The sequence below is a fragment of the Martinezella sp. CNPSo 3732 genome, assembly GCF_057784515.1.
Genome location: NZ_JBXSOO010000025.1, coordinates 17,283 through 36,314, shown reverse-complemented (window position 1 = coordinate 36,314; position 19,032 = coordinate 17,283). Strand labels below are relative to the sequence as shown.

The window sequence follows — 19,032 nt, the reverse complement described above, 5'->3', positions numbered from 1 at the left end:
GCTTTCGTGCCATTTTTGGTCGGATTCGCATCAGCGCACGGCGATTTGAAAAGAATTTGTCAATTTCTCGCCTTTTTGGCTTCACATTTCCTTCGAAACCAGTATGGAATCGCGGCCATAGGCCTCTAGAAGGAACCTAAAAAAGTAATAAGAGATGTGGTCGTATGACGCCGCATCCAGGGGAAATGATATATGGATTATTTTATCCAGCAGCTCTTAAACGGGCTGACTCTCGGGTCGATCTACGGCCTGATCGCCATTGGTTACACCATGGTTTACGGCATCATCGGCATGATCAATTTTGCCCACGGTGATGTTTTCATGCTTGGCGGCTTTGCCGCTCTCATCACCTATCTGGTTCTCGTTTCGCTCTTCGCCGGCCTGCCGGTCGCGATCATGCTGCTCGTCATGCTGATCGTCGCCATGCTGATGACGAGCCTGTGGAACTGGGTGATCGAGCGGGTGGCTTATCGGCCGCTGCGCGGTTCGTTCCGCCTCGCGCCGCTGATCACGGCGATCGGCATGTCGATCGTTCTGTCGAACTTCATCCAGGTCGCACAGGGGCCGCGCAACAAGCCGATCCCGACGCTGGTGGGTGATGTCTACAACTTCGGCGGCGTCTCGCTGTCGCTGAAGCAGATCATCGTCTTCATCGTCACCGTGGTGCTGCTCGTCGCCTTCTGGTATATCGTCAACAAGACGGCGCTTGGGCGTGCTCAGCGGGCGACCGAACAGGATCGCAAGATGGCGGCACTGCTCGGCATCAATGTCGACCGCACCATCTCCATCACCTTCATCATGGGTGCCGCTCTCGCTGCTGTCGCCGGCACGATGTATCTGATGTATTATGGTGTCGCCAACTTCACGGACGGTTTCGTGCCTGGTGTCAAGGCTTTCACGGCGGCGGTTCTGGGCGGCATCGGCTCGCTTCCAGGCGCTGTTCTCGGCGGCCTGATGATCGGCTTCATCGAGTCGTTCTGGTCTGGCAATTTTCCCATCGCGTATAAGGATGTCGCTACATACGGCATCCTTGCCTACGTGCTGATCTTCAAGCCGACTGGTATTCTCGGTCGGCCGGAAGTCGAAAAGGTATAACGCCATGGCAAATTCAAACTTCGTTGCAGGCAAGACCGCGCCCGGCCTTGTCCAGAAAGGGATTACGGACGCCTTCTGGACTGCGATCATCGCCTTCGGCATGTTCGTCCTCTATATCGGTCTCAAGACCGATCAGAATATGGACAACAAGCTGATCATCGTGCAGCGCTGGGGCCTTCTGGCGACCATTGTCGCGATCGCCGCTGTCGGCCGCTTCATCATGACGGTCTTCGTCCAGCCGTATCTGGCGGCGCGAAAGGCAGCCAGGGCCAAGGTCGTGCAGGTGGAGGGCGAGCCAAGCTTCGTCTCCAAGCATTTCAACGCGATTGCCCTTGTGCTTCTGCTGATCTATCCGCTGGCGGCGGTGGCAATCCTTGGGCCGCAAGGCGCGCTGACCTATGTCGACAATTTCGGCATTCAGATCCTCATCTATGTGATGCTTGCCTGGGGTCTGAATATCGTCGTTGGCCTCGCCGGTCTGCTCGACTTAGGATATGTCGCCTTCTATGCGGTCGGCGCCTATTCCTATGCTCTGCTGTCGACGCATTTCGGCCTGTCCTTCTGGCTGCTTCTGCCGTTGTCGGGCATTCTTGCCGCGCTTTGGGGCATGATTCTGGGTTTTCCGGTGCTGCGTCTGCGGGGCGACTATCTGGCCATCGTTACGCTCGCCTTCGGTGAAATCATCCGCATCGTGCTGACCAACTGGACCGACGTGACGCAGGGAAGCTTCGGCATCTCCAACATCACCAAGGCATCGCTTTTCGGCCTGTACACCTTCGATATGAAGGACCCGCACAACTTCGTCCGCAGTTTCGGTCTGCCGATCTCGTCGGCCTGGTACAAGGTTTTCCTGTTCTACGTGATCCTGCTGCTCTGCATGCTGACCGCCTATGTCACCATCAGGCTGCGCCGGATGCCGATCGGACGTGCATGGGAAGCGTTGCGTGAGGATGAAATCGCCTGCCGTTCGCTCGGCATCAATACGGTGACCACGAAGCTGACGGCTTTTGCCACCGGAGCCATGTTCGGCGGCTTTGCCGGCTCCTTCTTTGCGGCGCGTCAGGGCTTCGTCTCGCCGGAATCCTTCGTGTTCCTCGAATCCGCTGTGATCCTCGCGATCGTCGTCCTCGGCGGCATGGGGTCGCTGAAGGGCATCGCGATTGCCGCGATCGCCATGATTGGCGGCACCGAATTGCTGCGCAACATGAGCTTCCTCAAGACCGGGCTGGTCTTCGGCGATACGACGATCATTCCCGGTTTCGGACCGGACTTCACACCGGAACTCTACCGCATGCTGATCTTCGGTCTTGCCATGGTAGTGGTGATGATCTTCAAGCCGCGCGGCTTTGTCGGCACGCGCGAGCCGACCGCTTTCCTCAAGGAGCGAAAAGCGGTTTCAGGCAGCTTTACCAAGGAGGGCCACGGCTGATGAACGCTGTGACCGCAAACCCCAGCGACGTCCTCTTGAAGGTCGATCACCTGTCGATGAAGTTCGGCGGCCTGATGGCCATCAACGACTTCTCGTTCGAGGCCAAGCGTGGCGATATCACCGCGCTGATCGGGCCGAACGGTGCCGGCAAGACCACCGTGTTCAACTGCATCACCGGCTTCTACAAGCCGACGATGGGCATGCTTACGCTACAGCAGAAGAGCGGCAAGGAGTATCTCCTGGAACGGCTGCCGGATTTTCGGATCACGCGCGAAGCCAAGGTGGCGCGTACCTTCCAGAATATCCGCCTGTTTTCGGGCCTTACGGTGCTCGAAAACCTGCTGGTGGCGCAGCACAACAAGCTAATGCGTGCCTCCGGCTACACGATCCTCGGCCTGCTCGGCATCGGTCGCTATCGTTCCGAGGCCAAGAATGCGATCGAATTGGCGCGCTTCTGGCTCGAAAAGGCCGATCTCATCGATCGCGCCGACGATCCTGCAGGCGATCTTCCTTACGGCGCGCAACGCCGCTTGGAAATCGCGCGCGCCATGTGCACGGGGCCGGAACTGCTTTGCCTGGACGAGCCGGCTGCCGGTCTCAATCCTCGCGAGTCTCTGGTCCTCAACGAATTCCTTCGCAGCATCCGCAAGGACACCGGCACATCGATCCTGCTGATCGAACACGACATGTCCGTGGTCATGGAAATTTCCGACCATGTCATCGTGCTCGAATATGGGCAGAAGATCGCCGATGGCACGCCGGATGAGGTCAAGAATGATCCTCGCGTGATCGCCGCCTATCTGGGCGTCGAGGATGAGGAAGTGGAAGAGGTGATTGCCGAAGTCGAGCACCTCCAAGAGGGTGAACATTGATGGCGGGGCAACCACTTCTCAAAGTTGCGGGTGTCGAAACCTATTACGGCAATATCCGCGCTCTTGCCGGCGTCGATATCGAAGTCAATAGCGGCGAGATCGTCAGCCTGATCGGCGCCAACGGCGCCGGCAAATCGACGCTGATGATGACGATCTGCGGCAGCCCGCAGGCGCGCACCGGTTCGGTCACCTTCGACGGCCGCGATATCACACGCATGCCGACGCATGAGATTGCCCGGCTTCGCATTGCGCAGTCGCCCGAGGGTCGGCGCATCTTTCCGCGCATGACCGTCTATGAAAACCTCCAGATGGGCGCGAGTCTCGACAAGCTCAAATATTTCAACGAGGACGTCGAGAAGATCTTCACGCTCTTCCCGCGCCTGAAGGAGCGCCAGTCGCAGCGCGGCGGAACGCTTTCGGGCGGCGAGCAGCAGATGCTGTCGATCGGCCGCGCGCTGATGGCGCGTCCCAAGCTGCTGCTCCTCGACGAGCCGTCGCTTGGCCTGGCGCCGCTGATCGTCAAGGGTATCTTCGAGGCCATCAAGGTTCTGAACCAGACCCAAGGGCTGACCGTGTTCCTCGTCGAGCAGAACGCCTTTGCCGCGCTCAAGCTTTCCGACCGCGCCTATGTGATGGTCAACGGCCGGGTGACGATGAGCGGTTCCGGCAAGGAACTGCTCGCCAATCCGGAGGTGCGCGCCGCCTATCTCGAAGGCGGTCACCATTGAGTTTCGTTTCGCGGGGAATTTGAGATGCAGGGACTTCTCTTCGACACCGATACCGGCGGCCGCATGGTCATCCGCGCTGTTATCGTCATTCTCGGTTTCTGGACCGCATGGCGCGCCGGCCGTGCCGTTGCATCCAGCTGGGAAACCTATCCGCTCGTCGTTATCTACAGCTTTCTGATCGGCCTTGGCCTGCAGTTTCTGCACCATGCGCTGTTCAATGGCCCGGTTTTCGACGTCACCATCTACATCATCGATGTCGCGCTTCTGCTTGTTTTTGCGACGGCGGGATACCGGTATCGACGTACCGATCAGATGGTGAATAATTATTACTGGCTTTATGAAAAGACCTCGGCCTTTTCCTGGAAGAAGAAGAATTGACAGTGCGCCTAAACTAGGCACAGTCTGCGTACAACCAAGAGCGTCACCCAGCCCATAAAAACAGACGGGAACGGGCAGGGGTCATGCTTCCAGAGTTCGGAATGCAAGCGTTACCGGCGTGATGATTGGTGGGTATCGCGCAGGGCAGATCAAACGGAACCCGCTTAAAAATTGGGAGTAATAATATGAAGAAGTATCTTCTGTCGGCGGTGGCTTTGTCGGCGATGATCGCTTTCGGCGGCGTTGCGAAGGCCGACATTATCGTTGGCGTCGGTGGTCCGTTGACGGGCCCGAATGCTGCGTTTGGCGCGCAGCTTCAGAAGGGTGCAGAGCAAGCAGCTGCAGACATCAATGCGGCCGGCGGTATCAATGGCGAAAAGATCAAGATCGAACTCGGCGACGACGTCTCCGATGCCAAGCAGGGCGTTTCGGTTGCCAACAAGTTCGTTGCTGACGGCGTGAAGTTCGTCGTCGGTCACTTCAACTCGGGCGTTTCCATTCCGGCTTCGGAAGTCTACGCTGAAAACGGCATTCTGCAGATCACTCCCGCTTCGACGAACCCGAAGTTCACCGAACGCGGCCTGTGGAACACGTTCCGTACTTGCGGCCGTGACGACCAGCAGGGCGAAGTTGCCGGCAAGTACATCGCCGATAATTTCAAGGGCGCCAAGGTTGCCGTCGTTCATGACAAGACCCCTTATGGTCAGGGCCTGGCTGACGAGACCAAGAAGAACCTCAATGCCGCTGGCGTGACGGAAGTTCTTTATGAAGGCATCACCCCCGGCGACAAGGACTATTCGGCCCTCATCGCCAAGATGAAGCAGGCTGGTGTCGACTTCGTCTATTACGGCGGTCTGCACACGGAAGCTGGCCTCATCATGCGCCAGATGGCCGACCAGGGCGTGAAGGCTCACTTCATGTCGGGTGACGGTATCGTCTCGAACGAGCTGGCATCGATCGCCGGCGACGCCGTCGACGGCACGCTGATGACCTTCGCACCGGATCCGCGCAAGAACCCGGCTTCCAAGGATCTGGTTGCCAAGTTCCGCGCCGCAGGCTACGAGCCGGAAGGCTACACGCTCTACTCCTACTCAGCTCTGCAGGTTATCGCCGCCGCCGCCAAGGCTGCCGGTTCCAACGATCCGATGGCAGTTGCCGATGCGCTGAAGGCAAAGGGTCCGTTCAAGACCGCTATCGGCGACCTCGGCTTCAATGCCAAGGGCGACATCACCCGTCCGGACTACGTCATGTACAAATGGTCCAAGGGTTCCGACGGCAAGTACAACTACGACGAAATTTCGAAGTAAGCTTGTGACGCCGGTTTTCCGGCATCGCCAAGATCTGGGAAGCCCGGCCATTGGCCGGGCTTTTTCATATTCGGGGTGTCGGTTCGCCATTTCCTTCATGCCGAGGCTGCTTTAAATCTGCCTGATATCGGCAGGAGGATCACAGCATGAGCAAACCCCGCATTCTCGTGACGCGGCGCTGGCCATCGGCGGTTGAGGCGGTACTTTCGGAGCGTTTCGACACCACTTTGAACAGGGATGACGCAGCACTCGATGCGGGGCAGCTGCGCGAGGCGCTGCTCACCTATGACGCCGTCCTGCCGACCGTTTCCGACAAGCTTCCGGCCGCGCTTTTCGAGGGAGCGATCCGCTCAAAGATCCTCGGTAATTTCGGTGTCGGCTTCAACCACATCGATATCGCCGCGGCCAAGGAAAAAGGCATAGCCGTCACCAACACGCCGGGCGTGCTGACGGATTGCACGGCTGATATCGCCATGCTGCTGCTCCTTTCCGTTGCCCGACGCGGCGGCGAAGGCGAGCGGGAGGTCAGGGCCGGCGCCTGGAGCGGCTGGCGGCCGACGCATCTCGTCGGCACCAAGGTGACGGGCAAGACTGTCGGCATCATAGGCTTCGGCCGTATCGGTCGTGCCTTCGCGCAGCGCTGTCATTTCGGCTTCGGCATGGATGTCGTCTTCTATAATCGCTCGGCGATAGATCCGATGGAAGCTTCGCGCTATGGCGCCATGCAATTGCAGACCGTCGAGGATGTTCTGGAAGTCTCCGACTTCGTCTCGCTGCACTGCCCGGGCGGCGCCGAGAACCGCCATCTGATGAATGCGGCTCGCCTTGCCGCCATGAAGCCCGGCTCTTTCCTGATCAACACGGCAAGGGGTGATGTGGTCGACGAGGCGGCGCTGATATCGGCATTGGAGCAGGGAACGATCCGCGGTGCCGGTCTCGATGTCTATGAAGCGGAGCCGCATGTTCCCGAACGGCTGCGGGACATGGAGAATGTCGTGCTTCTGCCGCATCTCGGCAGCGCCACGGAAGAGACGCGCACGGCCATGGGCATGAAAGTCGTCGATAATGTCACTGCCTTCTTTGCCGGGAGAGAGCTGCCGGACCGCGTGGTCTAGGCAGAAATACAGAAACCCAGACTGCGATACGTCGTTGCCGGACAGGTGGCGCGTCCATAAGGTGACGGCGTCAACCGCTTGAAGTGCTGTCATGTGTGCCGTTTTCCGGCGAGGGGGAACAGTGTCTGAGAATGACTATGATGCGTTCGCAGCCGCCTATCAGGCCGACAACGAGAACAATGCCTGGAATGCCTATTATGAGCGGCCTGCAATTCTCTCGCTCGCCGGTGATGTTGCCGGACTTCGGGTTCTCGATGCGGGTTGCGGAGGCGGGGCTCATGCCGCCGCCCTCGTCGATCGGGGAGCGGTCCTGACCGGCGTCGATGCGAGCGCGGGCTTGCTCGAAATCGCCCGGCGCCGCCTGGAAGGGCGGGCTCGTTTGTTGCTGGCCGATTTGAACGAGCGATTGCCTTTCGAAGACGGCACTTTCGATTTGGTCATGGCATCCTTGGTCATGCATTATCTGCACGATTGGTCACGCCCTCTTTCGGAATTCAGGCGTGTATTGTCCGATGGCGGCCGCCTGATTTTTTCGACGCATCATCCGTTCATGGATCATGATCCGGCCAGCGGAGAAAACTATTTCGAGACCTATAACTTCAGCGAGACGTGGCACCGAGGCGGCAAGGACATCACCATGCGATTTTGGCACCGGCCGCTCCATGCCATGTTTGATGCGCTGAAATCAGCTGGATTTCGGATCGATCTCGTGAGCGAGCCGCAGCCGGATCCCAGGGTCAGCAGCCTTTTCCCGGAGGCATACCAGAGCCTGACGACCAAGCCGCGCTTCCTCTTCTTTTCGGCAGTGAAGGGGTAGATGCGCTTCGCAGGTAGAGCTTTCTGTAGACGGCTTCCGATACCTGTTCGACCCACTGAAATTTACCGCCTTTCTTTTCGGCATTTGATGAAAAATCCAGCTCATATGGCTGGTGTAGGGTCGATATCGCGCCGCGTCGAATAAGGCACAGGAATTGCTTGCATTTATTCCTTGCCGGGCTTCAATGGCCTGGGCTTGGCAAAGTGCAATGCGTGGAGAGGCTGATGGCAATGATGGCGGCAGGCACGAGACCGCAGCGGGCGCGGGGTCGCGGCCGTCTTGCGGCGAAGTCGCTTGGCGGCCGCACGCGTCTTGCCGAGCTCTTCCAGGAAGGGGCGGCCAAGATCAGGCTGCCGGAAACCTTCGATTATTCGATGGAGGCGGTCATCATCAACACCGCCGGCGGCCTCACCGGCGGCGATCGGATGGATTGGAGTGTCGTTGCCGGACCCGGCACGCGCATCGATGTAACGACACAGGCTTGCGAGAAAATCTACAAGGCTTCGATGGGTACGGCCGCGGTGGAGACATCCATAAGGGTTGGTGCCGGCGCTCGGGTCGACTGGCTGCCGCAGGAGACCATCCTCTTCGATCGCGCCTCGCTTTCACGTGCATTGAATGTCGAGCTTGACGAAACGGCCGAGTTCCTTGCCGTAGAGGCGATCCTGCTCGGGCGGAAAGCCATGGGCGAAGCGATGGAGCAGGGGCTGTTTCGCGATCGCTGGCGCATCCGTCGCGGCGGACGGCTGGTTCACGCCGAGGAGCTGCGTTTGGACGGCGATGTGGCCGCATTGACGGGCAAGGCGGCTGCTCTGAGCGGCCAGGTTGCTTTCGCGACATTGCTCTATGTCGGCCCGCTGGCTGAGACATATCTCGGCCGGATCAGGCCGCTCCTCGAAAACCATATGGGGGGCGCCAGCCACTGGGGTGAGAAGCTCGTCGTGCGCCTGGTCGCTGCCGACGGTTTCGCACTCAGAAAAATCCTCATCCCGATCATTTCCGCCTTGCGCAATGGAGCGCCTGTGCCGAAAGTCTGGAACCTGTAAATTGAGCAAACAGCAATCACATAGGTAGGCGATGAACCTCACTCCGAGAGAAAAAGATAAGCTGCTGATTTCCATGGCGGCGATGGTGGCGCGGCGGCGGCTGGAGCGTGGCGTCAAGCTCAACCATCCCGAAGCCATCGCGCTGATCACGGATTTCGTGGTCGAAGGTGCGCGCGACGGCCTTCCTGTCGCCGAGCTGATGGAGGCTGGCGCCCATGTCATCGCCCGCGATCAAGTGATGGAAGGCGTCGCCGAGATGATCCATGATGTTCAGGTCGAAGCGACATTTCCCGACGGCACCAAACTCGTGACCGTCCACGAGCCCATCCGGTGAGGCTGAAATGCTGGAACTGAGACCCAATTGCGAATGTTGCGACAGGAGTTTGCCGCCGGAAAGCGAAGAGGCGATGATCTGCACCTTCGAGTGCACCTTCTGCGCCAATTGTGCCAATACGGTGCTGGACGGTGTCTGCCCGAACTGTGGCGGTGACTTCGCGCGGCGTCCAATCCGCCCGGCAGCCTTGCTCGTCAAATATCCCGCTTCGACCAAGCGTGTTCTGAAAGCTGAGGGATGCGCGCCCGTCCGGGCCGCATGAGGAGAGAACCATGATCCCAGGTGAAATCATCGCCGCAGGTGGCGACATTGAACTCAATGCCGGAGCGCCGACCGTGACGCTTGAGGTTTCCAATACCGGCGATCGGCCGGTGCAGGTCGGGAGCCATTATCATTTTGCCGAGACCAATGCCGGGCTTTCTTTCGACCGCGACCAGGCAAGGGGCATGCGGCTCGATATTCCCGCCGGAACAGCCGTGCGCTTCGAGCCAGGGCAGACGCGCTCCGTCACCCTGATCCCGCTGTCGGGCAAGCGCGAGGTCTACGGCTTCCGTCAGCAGGTCATGGGCAAGCTTTAGTTCTGGGGGATGTCGATGAAATTGCTTGCGTCCGCTGCCGCTCTTGTCGCCGTTCTCGTTTGCGGCCCAGTTTTTGCGCAGAAAACCGTGAGCAGATCCGGGGGCGATTGCGCCAATGCACAGACGCAGACGGACATGAACGTCTGCGCTGTGCTCGAATTCGGTGAGGCCGACAAGGCGCTGAACGCGCAATACAAGAAGACCCGGGCAGCGATGGTTGCCATCGACGCGGATCTCGACAACGACATGAAGGGCGCCGAAAAGGCGCTCATCAAGGCGCAGCGCGCCTGGGTGGATTATCGCGACGGCGAATGCGAGGCCCAAGGGTTCCAGGCGCGGGGCGGCTCGATGGAGCCCATGCTCGTATCCGGCTGCAAGGCGGACCTAACGAAGAAGCGGACCAAGGAATTGAAGAACCTCGCCGATGGACCGGAGGGCAATCAGTGAGTCCCAGGCGTAGCGTAATGATCGTCGGTAATGGTGAGATTGCGGCAGGTGCCGCAGCTGTCATCGATGCCGCCGACCTTGTGATCCGTTTCAACGATTGCCGCTCGATGGGGGCCGGCGGCAGTCGGACCGACGTCGTTGCGGTGTGCAACACCGGCCGGCCGGCGCGCGCCATGCTCGGCTCGGCAGAATGGCGCAAGAGCCCTGCCGTTGCTTCCGCATCCGAGATCTGGAGCGTGCGCGATCCGGTCAAATTCGCGGCGCTGCGTGCGCCGCTGGCGATCTCGCATCCGGAACTCGACGATTTCTGCGACGACTATACCGACCAGTTCACGGCCTTCTGTCAGGCAACCGGCAAGCGGCATATCGTGATCGGCCGATCCATTCACGAAGGTGTCGATGCGGCACTCGCTGAGCATGATCCCAGCTCCTACGTGGTGCCGAGCAGCGGCCTGATCGTGATTGCCCATGTGATGGCGAGCCATCCCGACGACGATATCGCCATTACCGGTTTCAGCCACACGGGCTGGGAAGAGCATCCCTTCGCCGCCGAGAAGCGGCTGGTGGACGCCTACATATCCCTCGGCCGCCTGAGGCGACTTGCCGACACGAAACTCCTCTCTGCCTCCCAAGGAGATTGATTGATGCCCTACAGGATTTCCCGCGCCGCCTATGCCAGCATGTTCGGACCGACCGTCGGCGATAAGGTGCGCCTGGCCGATACCGAATTGTTCATCGAGGTGGAGAAGGATTTCACCACCTATGGCGAGGAGGTGAAGTTTGGCGGCGGCAAGGTCATTCGCGACGGCATGGGGCAGAGCCAGGTGACGCGAGCAAATGGCGCGGTCGATACCGTCATCACCAATGCGCTGATCCTCGACCATTGGGGGATCGTCAAGGCGGATATCGGCTTGAAGGACGGCCGCATCGTCGCAATCGGCAAGGCCGGCAATCCGGACATGCAGCCCGGTGTCAACATCATCGTCGGACCCGGCACGGAAGCAATCGCCGGCGAGGGCAAGATCGTCACCGCCGGCGGCATGGACAGCCACATCCATTTCATCTGCCCGCAGCAGATCGAGGAAGCCCTGATGTCGGGCATCACCACCATGCTTGGCGGCGGCACCGGGCCGGCGCATGGAACGCTGGCAACGACCTGCACGCCGGGGCCTTGGCATCTGGCACGCATGATCGAATCCTTCGATGCTTTTCCGATGAATATTGGCCTGTCCGCCAAGGGCAATGCGTCGGTGCCTGCCGCCCTAGAGGAAATGGTGCTCGGCGGAGCCTGCGCGCTTAAGCTGCATGAGGATTGGGGCACGACGCCGGCGGCGATCGACTGCTGCCTCAGCGTTGCCGACGAATATGATGTGCAGGTGATGATCCACACGGATACGTTGAATGAAAGCGGCTTCGTGGAGGATACAATCGGTGCCATCAAGGGTCGCACCATTCACGCCTTCCACACGGAAGGCGCGGGCGGCGGCCATGCGCCTGATATCATCAAGATCTGCGGCCAGTCGAACGTCATCCCGTCTTCGACCAATCCGACGCGGCCCTATACGGTTAATACGATCGCAGAGCATCTGGATATGCTGATGGTCTGCCATCACCTGTCGCCGTCGATTCCTGAGGATATTGCCTTCGCGGAAAGCCGCATCCGTAAGGAGACGATCGCCGCGGAGGATATTCTCCACGATATCGGTGCCTTTTCGATCATTTCATCCGATAGCCAGGCCATGGGCCGTGTCGGCGAAGTGGCGATCCGCACTTGGCAGACCGCCGACAAGATGAAGCGCCAGCGCGGCCGTCTGGCGCAGGAGACCGGCGACAACGACAATTTCCGTGCGAAGCGCTACATCGCCAAATATACGATCAACCCGGCAATCGCGCACGGCGTCAGCCATGAGGTCGGTTCGATCGAGGTCGGCAAGCGTGCCGATCTGGTGCTCTGGAATCCAGCCTTCTTCGGCGTGAAGCCGGAGATGGTATTGATCGGCGGCTCGATCGCGGCTGCTCCCATGGGCGATCCGAATGCCTCGATCCCGACGCCGCAGCCGATGCACTACCGGCCGATGTTCGGCGCCTATGGCAAGAACCGGACGAATTCCTCCGTGACCTTCGTTTCGCAGGCGGCATTCGATGCCGGGCTTGCCGGCAAGCTCGGCATCGCCAAGGCGCTGCTGCCCGTCAGGAACACGCGCGGCGGCATTTCCAAGGCATCGATGATCCACAATAGCCTGACGCCGCACATCGAGGTGGACCCGGAAACCTATGAAGTGCGTGCCGATGGCGAGCTTCTGACCTGCGAGCCGGCAACCGTGCTGCCGATGGCGCAGCGCTATTTCCTTTTCTGAGGATATTTCGGACGCCGATCATCAGCAGATATGAAAGCCCCGGTTTTTCCGGGGTTTTCTCATGCTGCGTACTAGGCGCAGCAATATCAATGACATGAGAGGGTGGCGCCGCCATCGCGCATTTCTGCCGGCAATCCGGATTTTGTGGATGTACCTTCCCGGCTGTTCACAACTTGGGAAATGCACCGCATTTTAATCATTCCATTAAAGACCTGGAAGCGTCTTCACCCCTATCTCACATGATTGAAATAGTGGGCTGAGGAAGGTGAATCGCATGAAGCAATGGATTTCGCTGCAGGCCGAACTCGGTAACTTTCAGCAGCGACGTGCGATTTTTATTTTCGCGCTTAAGATGAGTTTCGTCGCGGTCATCATGTCGCTTGCCATCATCCTGGTGCTGCTTTTGGTGATGCAATGGTTTGATCTTCTGCCGCTGCCGATTTTCGAGGCGATGCGCTTTGGTGTTTTGCTGGCATGGATCATCGGCGGCACCGTGTCCGGCGCGCTCGCGGTGCTGGCAGGTTTTTCCATCCACAGGCTCGCGGTCTCCCGTGCCGAATTCGAGCGGTTGAGCCGCACCGATATGCTGTCCGGCCTGCTCAATCGCCGTGCTTTCACCGAGGCGTTGAATATGGCCGGAGATGGCGCTTCTCTGGCGATTTTCGATCTGGATCGGTTCAAGGCCATCAACGATCGTTTCGGACATGCATCCGGTGATGCGGTGATTGTTGCGGTGTCGCGGCTATTTTCCGCTGCCTTCACCGGAGAAGACGTGATTGCACGGCTTGGTGGTGAGGAATTCGGCGTCATCATTCATGGCGGTGATACGGCCGAGCGTATCGCGCGCGTTGAGGAGATCAAGGAACAGATCGCCGAACATTCGATCGCCATTGAAGGCGGATCGGTGAAGATCACCATTTCCGCCGGGATTGCCGACATCGGCGGGGATCGCAAGACGGAGACCGTTTACGCTGCCGCCGACAAGGCGCTTTATCTTGCCAAGACGCTTGGCCGCAACCGTGTCATGCACGAGCGCGAGCGTCTGTCGCAGGTCTGGCATCGCTGCGCTACGGAGCAGGAACAGGAGGCAACGACGGATGTCAGGGAATTGCAGCGCTATGTGCAGCGGATGTGAAGCGTTCACGCGCCATTGATGCTTGCGCGGGAGGCGACTATTTTGCATGCTCTGAGAAAGTATTAAACTGGAACAGTCATGCTACGCGTCACTTCCTATCTGCCGGCCGGCACCCCTTCCTCCAATCCAATCGATCGTGTCGTCCTGCCGCATGATCTCAGGCATCTGCGCCGCAAACTGCTGCATCTTGAAAATGGCGAGATGGTCATGCTCGACCTCAAGGAGCCGGTTTTGTTTGCTAATGGCGATCTGCTGGTGCGCGAAGATGGCGAGTTGATCGAGATCGTCGCCGCCGACGAAAAGCTTTTCGAGATCCGCCCGCGCGATCGCAGGCATCTGATCGAGCTTGCCTGGCATCTCGGCAACCGCCATCTTTCCGCGCAGATCGAGGAGGAGCGTATCCTGATCCTGCGCGACCATGTGATCCGGTCCATGCTCGAAGGGCTGGGGGCCGTCGTGGCCGAAGTCAGCGAGCCTTTCCAGCCGGCGCGCGGCGCCTATCACTCCCATGGCAGCCATTCGCATGGCCACGACCATCATCATGGTCATGACCACGGACACGATCATCACAACCATTCGCATGATTGAACCGTGATGACCGGCAATGCGGTTTCGGATGACAGCGATCTGCAGGCGCTCCTGCGGCTGATGGCCTGGCTGTCGCCGGCGTTTCCGGTGGGATCGTTCGCCTATTCCGGCGGTCTGGAGCGTGCGGTGCATGACGGGCTGGTGCGCGACAGCACCGGCCTTAGCGATTGGATTGCTGCGCTCATCGAGCATGGCTCTACGTGGAATGATGCAGTGCTGCTGGTCGAAGCGCATCGGGCTGACGCGGATGGGCCGCGGCTTGCGGCCGTTGCAGAGCTTGCCGAGGCGCTAGCCGGCTCGAAGGAGCGCCACAACGAGACCATGCTGCTTGGAGATGCCTTTCTTTCGGCCGCAGCCGCCTGGCCGCATGTGATCTTGTCCGTGCTCCCGGCGAGGACAGCCTATCCGGTTGCGGTCGGCGCTGTCGCAGGTGCGCATGGCATCGCCGCCGAGAAGGCGGCTGCCGCCTTCTTGCATGCGCTGGCATCGCAGATGGTATCTGCCGGCATTCGGCTCGGCGTCAGCGGGCAGAAAGATGGTGTCGCCATTCTGGCGCGGCTGGAAGGTGTCTTTGCAGATGTCGCGCGGCGGGCAGCTCCATCCAGCCTCGACGATCTTGGGGCGGCGACCGTGCAGGCGGATATTGCGAGCCTGCGCCATGAGACCCAAGGCACGCGCCTCTTCAGGTCATGATGGGCGCCATCGGAAAAATACTGCAATCGAAGCATGGCCTACGTCATTCGCCGCTGTGCGGCCGCCCGACGCTTAGCTATGCTATCACTTTATCGGAGTTGCGAGCATGAAATCGAGACATGGACCCTTGCGCGTCGGCATCGGCGGCCCCGTCGGTTCGGGCAAGACGGCGTTGACGGAGAAGTTGTGCAAGGCGATGCGTGAGGACTATTCCGTCGCCGTCGTCACCAACGACATCTATACGACCGAGGATGCGGAAGCGCTGGTGCGAATGCAAGCGCTGCCGTCGGATCGCATCGTCGGCGTCGAAACCGGTGGCTGCCCGCACACGGCCATCCGCGAGGATGCAACGATCAATCTGCAGGCCATTGCCGGCCTGAACGAGCGGCTTCCTGATCTCGACGTGGTTTTCATCGAATCCGGTGGCGACAATCTGGCGGCAACCTTTTCACCCGATCTTGCCGATATCACCATCTACGTGATCTCGGTATGCCAGGGCGAGGAAATCCCGCGCAAGGGCGGCCCTGGCATCACAAAATCGGATCTGCTCGTCATCAACAAGAAGGATCTGGCGCCTTTCGTCGAGGTCGATCTCGAGGTGATGGATCGCGATGCCGCCCGGATGCGCCAGGCTCGCCCCTTCGTCTTTTCGGACATGAAGCGGGGCGAGGGCGTCAGCAAGATCGTCGATTTCCTGAAGGAACAAGGCGGCCTCTGAGCCGCCCCGTCCTTATTTCCCATATCCGCTGAGACTGTTTTATTCTGCCGCGAAGGGCGGCAGCTTTAGCACATTCGTGCCCACGGACCTGCTTCTTCCATCCTTGTTCTCGATGGCTTCAAGCCGCTCTTCCAGGGTGGTCAGCGACTGACGGTTTTCATTGACGGCCGCCGCCAGGCCTTCCTTGGTCACCACCTCGTCATCCGCATCCTTACTGCCGACCAGCCTGCCGAAGAGGTAGCCAAGCAGGCGCGACAGGTCGTCCATGATCAGGAAGAAGGACGGCACGACCACAAGGCTGAGCACCGTGGAGACGATGATGCCGCCGATCACGGCAATTGCCATCGGTGCACGGAAGGAGCCGCCTTCGCCGACGCCGAGGGCGGATGGCAACATGCCGGCCGACATGGCGATCGAGGTCATGATGATCGGACGGGCACGCTTGCGGCCGGCCTCGACGACCGCTTCCAGCCGCGGCATGCCCTGGTGCATCATTTCGATGGCGAAATCGACGAGCAGGATGGCGTTCTTCGTCACGATACCCATCAGCATTAGAATGCCGATCATGACGGGCATGGACAGCGCATTGCCGGTCATGATCAAGGCCAGCGCCACGCCGCCGATCGCCAATGGGAGCGAGAGCAGGATTGTGAAGGGCTGGATTACATCCTTGAACAGCAGGATGAGCACGGTCAGAACAAGCATGAGGCCGAGCAGCATGGCATTGCCGAAGCTCTGCTGCATCTCCTTCTGAACCTTGGTATCGCCGCTTTCGGCTAGATGCACGGTTGCCGGGATCTTGGCGTTGTTGACGATATTGAGGAAGTGTTCGGATGCCGTATCCAGCGCCACGCCCTGCGGCAGGTCGGCACCGATCGCGACGACGCGGAAACGGTTGTTGCGCTTGATGGAGGAGAGGCCCTCCGAATAGTCGATGTCTGCCACACTCGACAGCGGCACGGTGGTGCCGGCGGATGCCTGTCCGGTGGTGCCCATGGACGTTTTGATGCGCAACGCGCGGATTGCTGCCAGATCTCGGCGCATGCCGAGCGAGGCCTGAACGCGGATCGGGATCTGGCGATCATCGAGCGAGATCTTCGCAAGTGAAGCGTCGATATCGCCAATGGTCGCCACGCGAATTGTATCCGAAATCATCTGTGGCGTGATGCCAAGGCGTGCCGCCTCGTCCTTGCGCGGGAAGATCTGCAGCTCGGGCCGCGGCAGCGCGCCGTCGGCGCTGACGTTGGCAAGCGCCGGATCGGCGCGCAGCTTGGCTTCCAGAATGCCGACTGCCTGATTGAGATCCTTTTCGTTGCGCGAGAGGAAGTTATAGGTCAGGTCGCGGTCACCACGATCGTTCAGCTTGGTGATGCGGACGTCGGGTATCGAGCGCAGCTTGGCAAAGACTTCCTTTTCGATATCCCATTGTGGGCGCACGCGGCCATGGACGGCAACCTTCGGCAGATGGGGGCCGATGACCGGGATCGAGCCGAGAACGTCGTTCACGAGCTTCTTTGTCAGCGACTGGTCGAGCTTGCCGAGTGTCAGCGTCACGGTGGCGCGGCGCAGTTCCAGATCGCCCTTCGGCGAGGCACCGCCGAGCACGAAGACGCTTTCAACGCCATCGATACCCTTCACGCGCCGATAGATCTCGTTGGTCGCCTGTTCCGTATCATCGAGCCGGGCGTTCGGCGGCAGTTCCGCCGACAGAACGATGCGCGAAGAGTCTTCCGGCGGGATGAAGCTGCCGGGGACGAACATGATGAGAGCGAAGACCGAGGCGATCGAGAAGGCGAAGGCGGCAAGCAGCGTCGGATAACGCGTGTACCACTTCTTCGTCGTCAGCCGCACCAGCCAGCTATAGCCGCGCATGAAACGGCCGTCATTGTCATGATGGTCATCGACGCCATCTTCGGCGCGCATCAGATAGGCGGCCATCATCGGGGTTATCAGACGCGCTACCAGCAGCGAGAAGAACACCGAGAAGGCGACCGTCAGGCCGAACTGAATGAAATACTGGCCCGGAATGCCCGGCATGAAGGAGACGGGCACGAAGACCGCGATAATGGTGAAAGTCGTCGCGATAACGGCCAGACCGATTTCGTCCGCGGCGTCGATGGCGGCGCGATAAGGCGTCTTGCCCATCTTGATGTGGCGGGCGATGTTCTCGATTTCGACGATGGCATCATCGACGAGAATACCGGTCGCCAGCGTCAGCGCCAGGAAGCTGACGAGGTTCAGCGAGAAGCCGATCTGGTTCATGATCCAGAATGTCGGGATCGCGGAGAGCGGCAGAGCAACCGCCGATATCAGCGTTGCGCGCCAGTTCCGCAGGAACAGGAAGACGACGATGACGGCCAGTATGGCGCCTTCGATCAGCGTGTGCATCGCCGATTCGTAGTTGCCATAGGTGTAGTAGACGGAGTCGTCGATCATCTCGATCGACACGTTCGGGTTTTCGGCACGCACCTTGTCGAGCGTGTCGGTAACAGTCTGGGCGACGCTCACCTCGCTGGCACCCTTGGCGCGGAATACGCCGAAGGTGACCACGGGAGCACTGTTGAACCGCGAAAAGGACTTCGGTTCTTGATAGGTATCCTTGATGGCGCCAAGGTCCGAGAGCTTGACGAAACGGCCGTTGGTGAGCGCGATCGTTGTATCGGCGAGCTGGGCGACATTGCGGGCATCACCGAGCACGCGGATCGCCTGCTCGCTGCCTGCAACCTGGCCGCGGCCGGAGCCGAGGTCAATATTGGTGCTGCGAAGCTGCTGGCTCACCGAAAGCGCTGTTATGCCATAGGCGTTCAGCTTGTTGGGATCGAGCTCGATGCGCACTTCACGGTCAGCGCCGCCGTAGCGGTCGACGCGGCCGATGCCCGCCTTGCCCTGCAGCGCGCGCTTGACCGTATCGTCCACATACCAGGACAGTTCTTCGAGCGTCATGTTCGGCGAAGACACGGCGAAGCTCTGGATCGCCTGGCCGACGACATCGACCTTGGAGACGATCGGCTCATCGATGGTCGATGGCAGGTTGCCGCGGATGCGGTCGATGGCGTCCTTGGTGTCCTGAACGGCCTGCTCAGTCGGCACCTCCAATCGGAAGACGACGACAGTCTGCGATTGGCCGTCGGTGATCGTCGATTGTATCTCGTCGATGCCGTTGATGCTGGCAACGGCGTCTTCGATCTCCTTCGTCACCTGCATTTCGAGCTCGGCCGGCGAGGCGCCGCTCTGCGTCACGGTGACATTGACGATCGGCACGTCAATATTCGGGAAGCGGGTGATGGGCAGATTGAAGAAGGCGTGCGCGCCCACCACCATCAGCAGGAAGAAGCCGAGGAGCGGGGCGACCGGATTTCGGATGGACCAGGCGGAGAAGTTCATCTTGTCGTTCT

Annotated in this window: 20 protein-coding genes; 19 read left to right on the top strand and 1 reads right to left on the bottom strand. The window is 59.9% G+C overall.

Annotation, left to right across the window (positions count from 1 at the left end; all coding sequences use genetic code 11):
* The first annotated feature begins 192 nt into the window (after positions 1-192).
* The 19 genes from AC13RM_RS28370 (at position 193) to ureG (ending at position 15,637) form a co-directional block, all read left to right on the top strand.
* Positions 193-1,095, top strand: a complete 903-nt coding sequence (locus AC13RM_RS28370; protein ID WP_095435606.1) for a branched-chain amino acid ABC transporter permease — start codon at positions 193-195, stop codon at positions 1,093-1,095.
* 4 nt (positions 1,096-1,099) lie between these two features.
* Positions 1,100-2,524, top strand: a complete 1,425-nt coding sequence (gene livM / locus AC13RM_RS28365) for a high-affinity branched-chain amino acid ABC transporter permease LivM (protein WP_374815532.1) — start codon at positions 1,100-1,102, stop codon at positions 2,522-2,524.
* Complete coding sequence (locus AC13RM_RS28360) at positions 2,524-3,396, top strand: ABC transporter ATP-binding protein (RefSeq protein ID WP_285173097.1); 873 nt, start codon at positions 2,524-2,526, stop codon at positions 3,394-3,396. Before livM ends, AC13RM_RS28360 begins: the two co-directional genes overlap by 1 nt.
* Positions 3,396-4,124: an ABC transporter ATP-binding protein gene (locus tag AC13RM_RS28355; RefSeq protein ID WP_069611708.1), complete on the top strand. Its 729-nt coding sequence runs from the start codon at positions 3,396-3,398 to the stop codon at positions 4,122-4,124. Before AC13RM_RS28360 ends, AC13RM_RS28355 begins: the two co-directional genes overlap by 1 nt.
* A 24-nt stretch (positions 4,125-4,148) precedes the next feature.
* Positions 4,149-4,502 carry a DUF6867 family protein gene (locus AC13RM_RS28350; RefSeq protein WP_113229966.1) on the top strand — a complete coding sequence of 118 codons (354 nt, stop codon included), beginning with the start codon at positions 4,149-4,151 and terminating at the stop codon, positions 4,500-4,502.
* 185 nt (positions 4,503-4,687) lie between these two features.
* Positions 4,688-5,809, top strand: a complete 1,122-nt coding sequence (locus AC13RM_RS28345) for a branched-chain amino acid ABC transporter substrate-binding protein (RefSeq protein WP_459455197.1) — start codon at positions 4,688-4,690, stop codon at positions 5,807-5,809.
* Positions 5,810-5,955: 146 nt separating this feature from the next.
* On the top strand, positions 5,956-6,924 hold the full coding sequence (locus AC13RM_RS28340) for a 2-hydroxyacid dehydrogenase (protein ID WP_488555942.1): 969 nt from the start codon (positions 5,956-5,958) through the stop codon (positions 6,922-6,924).
* 121 nt (positions 6,925-7,045) lie between these two features.
* Positions 7,046-7,741: a class I SAM-dependent methyltransferase gene (locus AC13RM_RS28335; protein ID WP_488555941.1), complete on the top strand. Its 696-nt coding sequence runs from the start codon at positions 7,046-7,048 to the stop codon at positions 7,739-7,741.
* Positions 7,742-7,965: 224 nt separating this feature from the next.
* The gene (locus AC13RM_RS28330) at positions 7,966-8,787 is read left to right on the top strand and encodes an urease accessory protein UreD (RefSeq protein ID WP_488555940.1); all 822 of its coding nucleotides are present in this window, start codon (positions 7,966-7,968) and stop codon (positions 8,785-8,787) included.
* Positions 8,788-8,818: 31 nt separating this feature from the next.
* Positions 8,819-9,121 (top strand): urease subunit gamma, encoded by a 303-nt coding sequence (locus tag AC13RM_RS28325; RefSeq protein ID WP_113229970.1) that lies wholly within the window; start codon positions 8,819-8,821, stop codon positions 9,119-9,121.
* Between the two features lie 7 nt (positions 9,122-9,128).
* The gene (locus AC13RM_RS28320; protein WP_488555939.1) at positions 9,129-9,383 is read left to right on the top strand and encodes a DUF1272 domain-containing protein; all 255 of its coding nucleotides are present in this window, start codon (positions 9,129-9,131) and stop codon (positions 9,381-9,383) included.
* Positions 9,384-9,393: 10 nt separating this feature from the next.
* Positions 9,394-9,699: an urease subunit beta gene (locus AC13RM_RS28315; protein ID WP_440478208.1), complete on the top strand. Its 306-nt coding sequence runs from the start codon at positions 9,394-9,396 to the stop codon at positions 9,697-9,699.
* 15 nt (positions 9,700-9,714) lie between these two features.
* Complete coding sequence (locus tag AC13RM_RS28310; RefSeq protein WP_440478207.1) at positions 9,715-10,146, top strand: lysozyme inhibitor LprI family protein; 432 nt, start codon at positions 9,715-9,717, stop codon at positions 10,144-10,146.
* A 17-nt stretch (positions 10,147-10,163) separates the two neighbouring features.
* Positions 10,164-10,787: a Urease operon accessory protein gene (locus tag AC13RM_RS28305; RefSeq protein ID WP_488555938.1), complete on the top strand. Its 624-nt coding sequence runs from the start codon at positions 10,164-10,166 to the stop codon at positions 10,785-10,787.
* 3 nt (positions 10,788-10,790) lie between these two features.
* Complete coding sequence (ureC, locus tag AC13RM_RS28300; protein ID WP_488555937.1) at positions 10,791-12,503, top strand: urease subunit alpha; 1,713 nt, start codon at positions 10,791-10,793, stop codon at positions 12,501-12,503.
* A gap of 274 nt (positions 12,504-12,777) precedes the next feature.
* On the top strand, positions 12,778-13,638 hold the full coding sequence (locus AC13RM_RS28295; protein WP_095435595.1) for a GGDEF domain-containing protein: 861 nt from the start codon (positions 12,778-12,780) through the stop codon (positions 13,636-13,638).
* Positions 13,639-13,716: 78 nt separating this feature from the next.
* Positions 13,717-14,226, top strand: coding sequence for an urease accessory protein UreE (gene ureE / locus AC13RM_RS28290; protein ID WP_488555936.1), 510 nt, complete (start codon positions 13,717-13,719; stop codon positions 14,224-14,226).
* A 6-nt stretch (positions 14,227-14,232) separates the two neighbouring features.
* Positions 14,233-14,919 (top strand): urease accessory protein UreF, encoded by a 687-nt coding sequence (locus tag AC13RM_RS28285; protein ID WP_488555935.1) that lies wholly within the window; start codon positions 14,233-14,235, stop codon positions 14,917-14,919.
* Between the two features lie 106 nt (positions 14,920-15,025).
* The gene (gene ureG / locus AC13RM_RS28280; RefSeq protein WP_488555934.1) at positions 15,026-15,637 is read left to right on the top strand and encodes an urease accessory protein UreG; all 612 of its coding nucleotides are present in this window, start codon (positions 15,026-15,028) and stop codon (positions 15,635-15,637) included.
* A gap of 39 nt (positions 15,638-15,676) precedes the next feature.
* Here the strand turns inward: ureG and AC13RM_RS28275 are convergent, their stop codons facing one another.
* Positions 15,677-19,021, bottom strand: a complete 3,345-nt coding sequence (locus AC13RM_RS28275; protein WP_488555933.1) for an efflux RND transporter permease subunit — start codon at positions 19,019-19,021, stop codon at positions 15,677-15,679.
* Positions 19,022-19,032 lie beyond the last annotated feature (11 nt).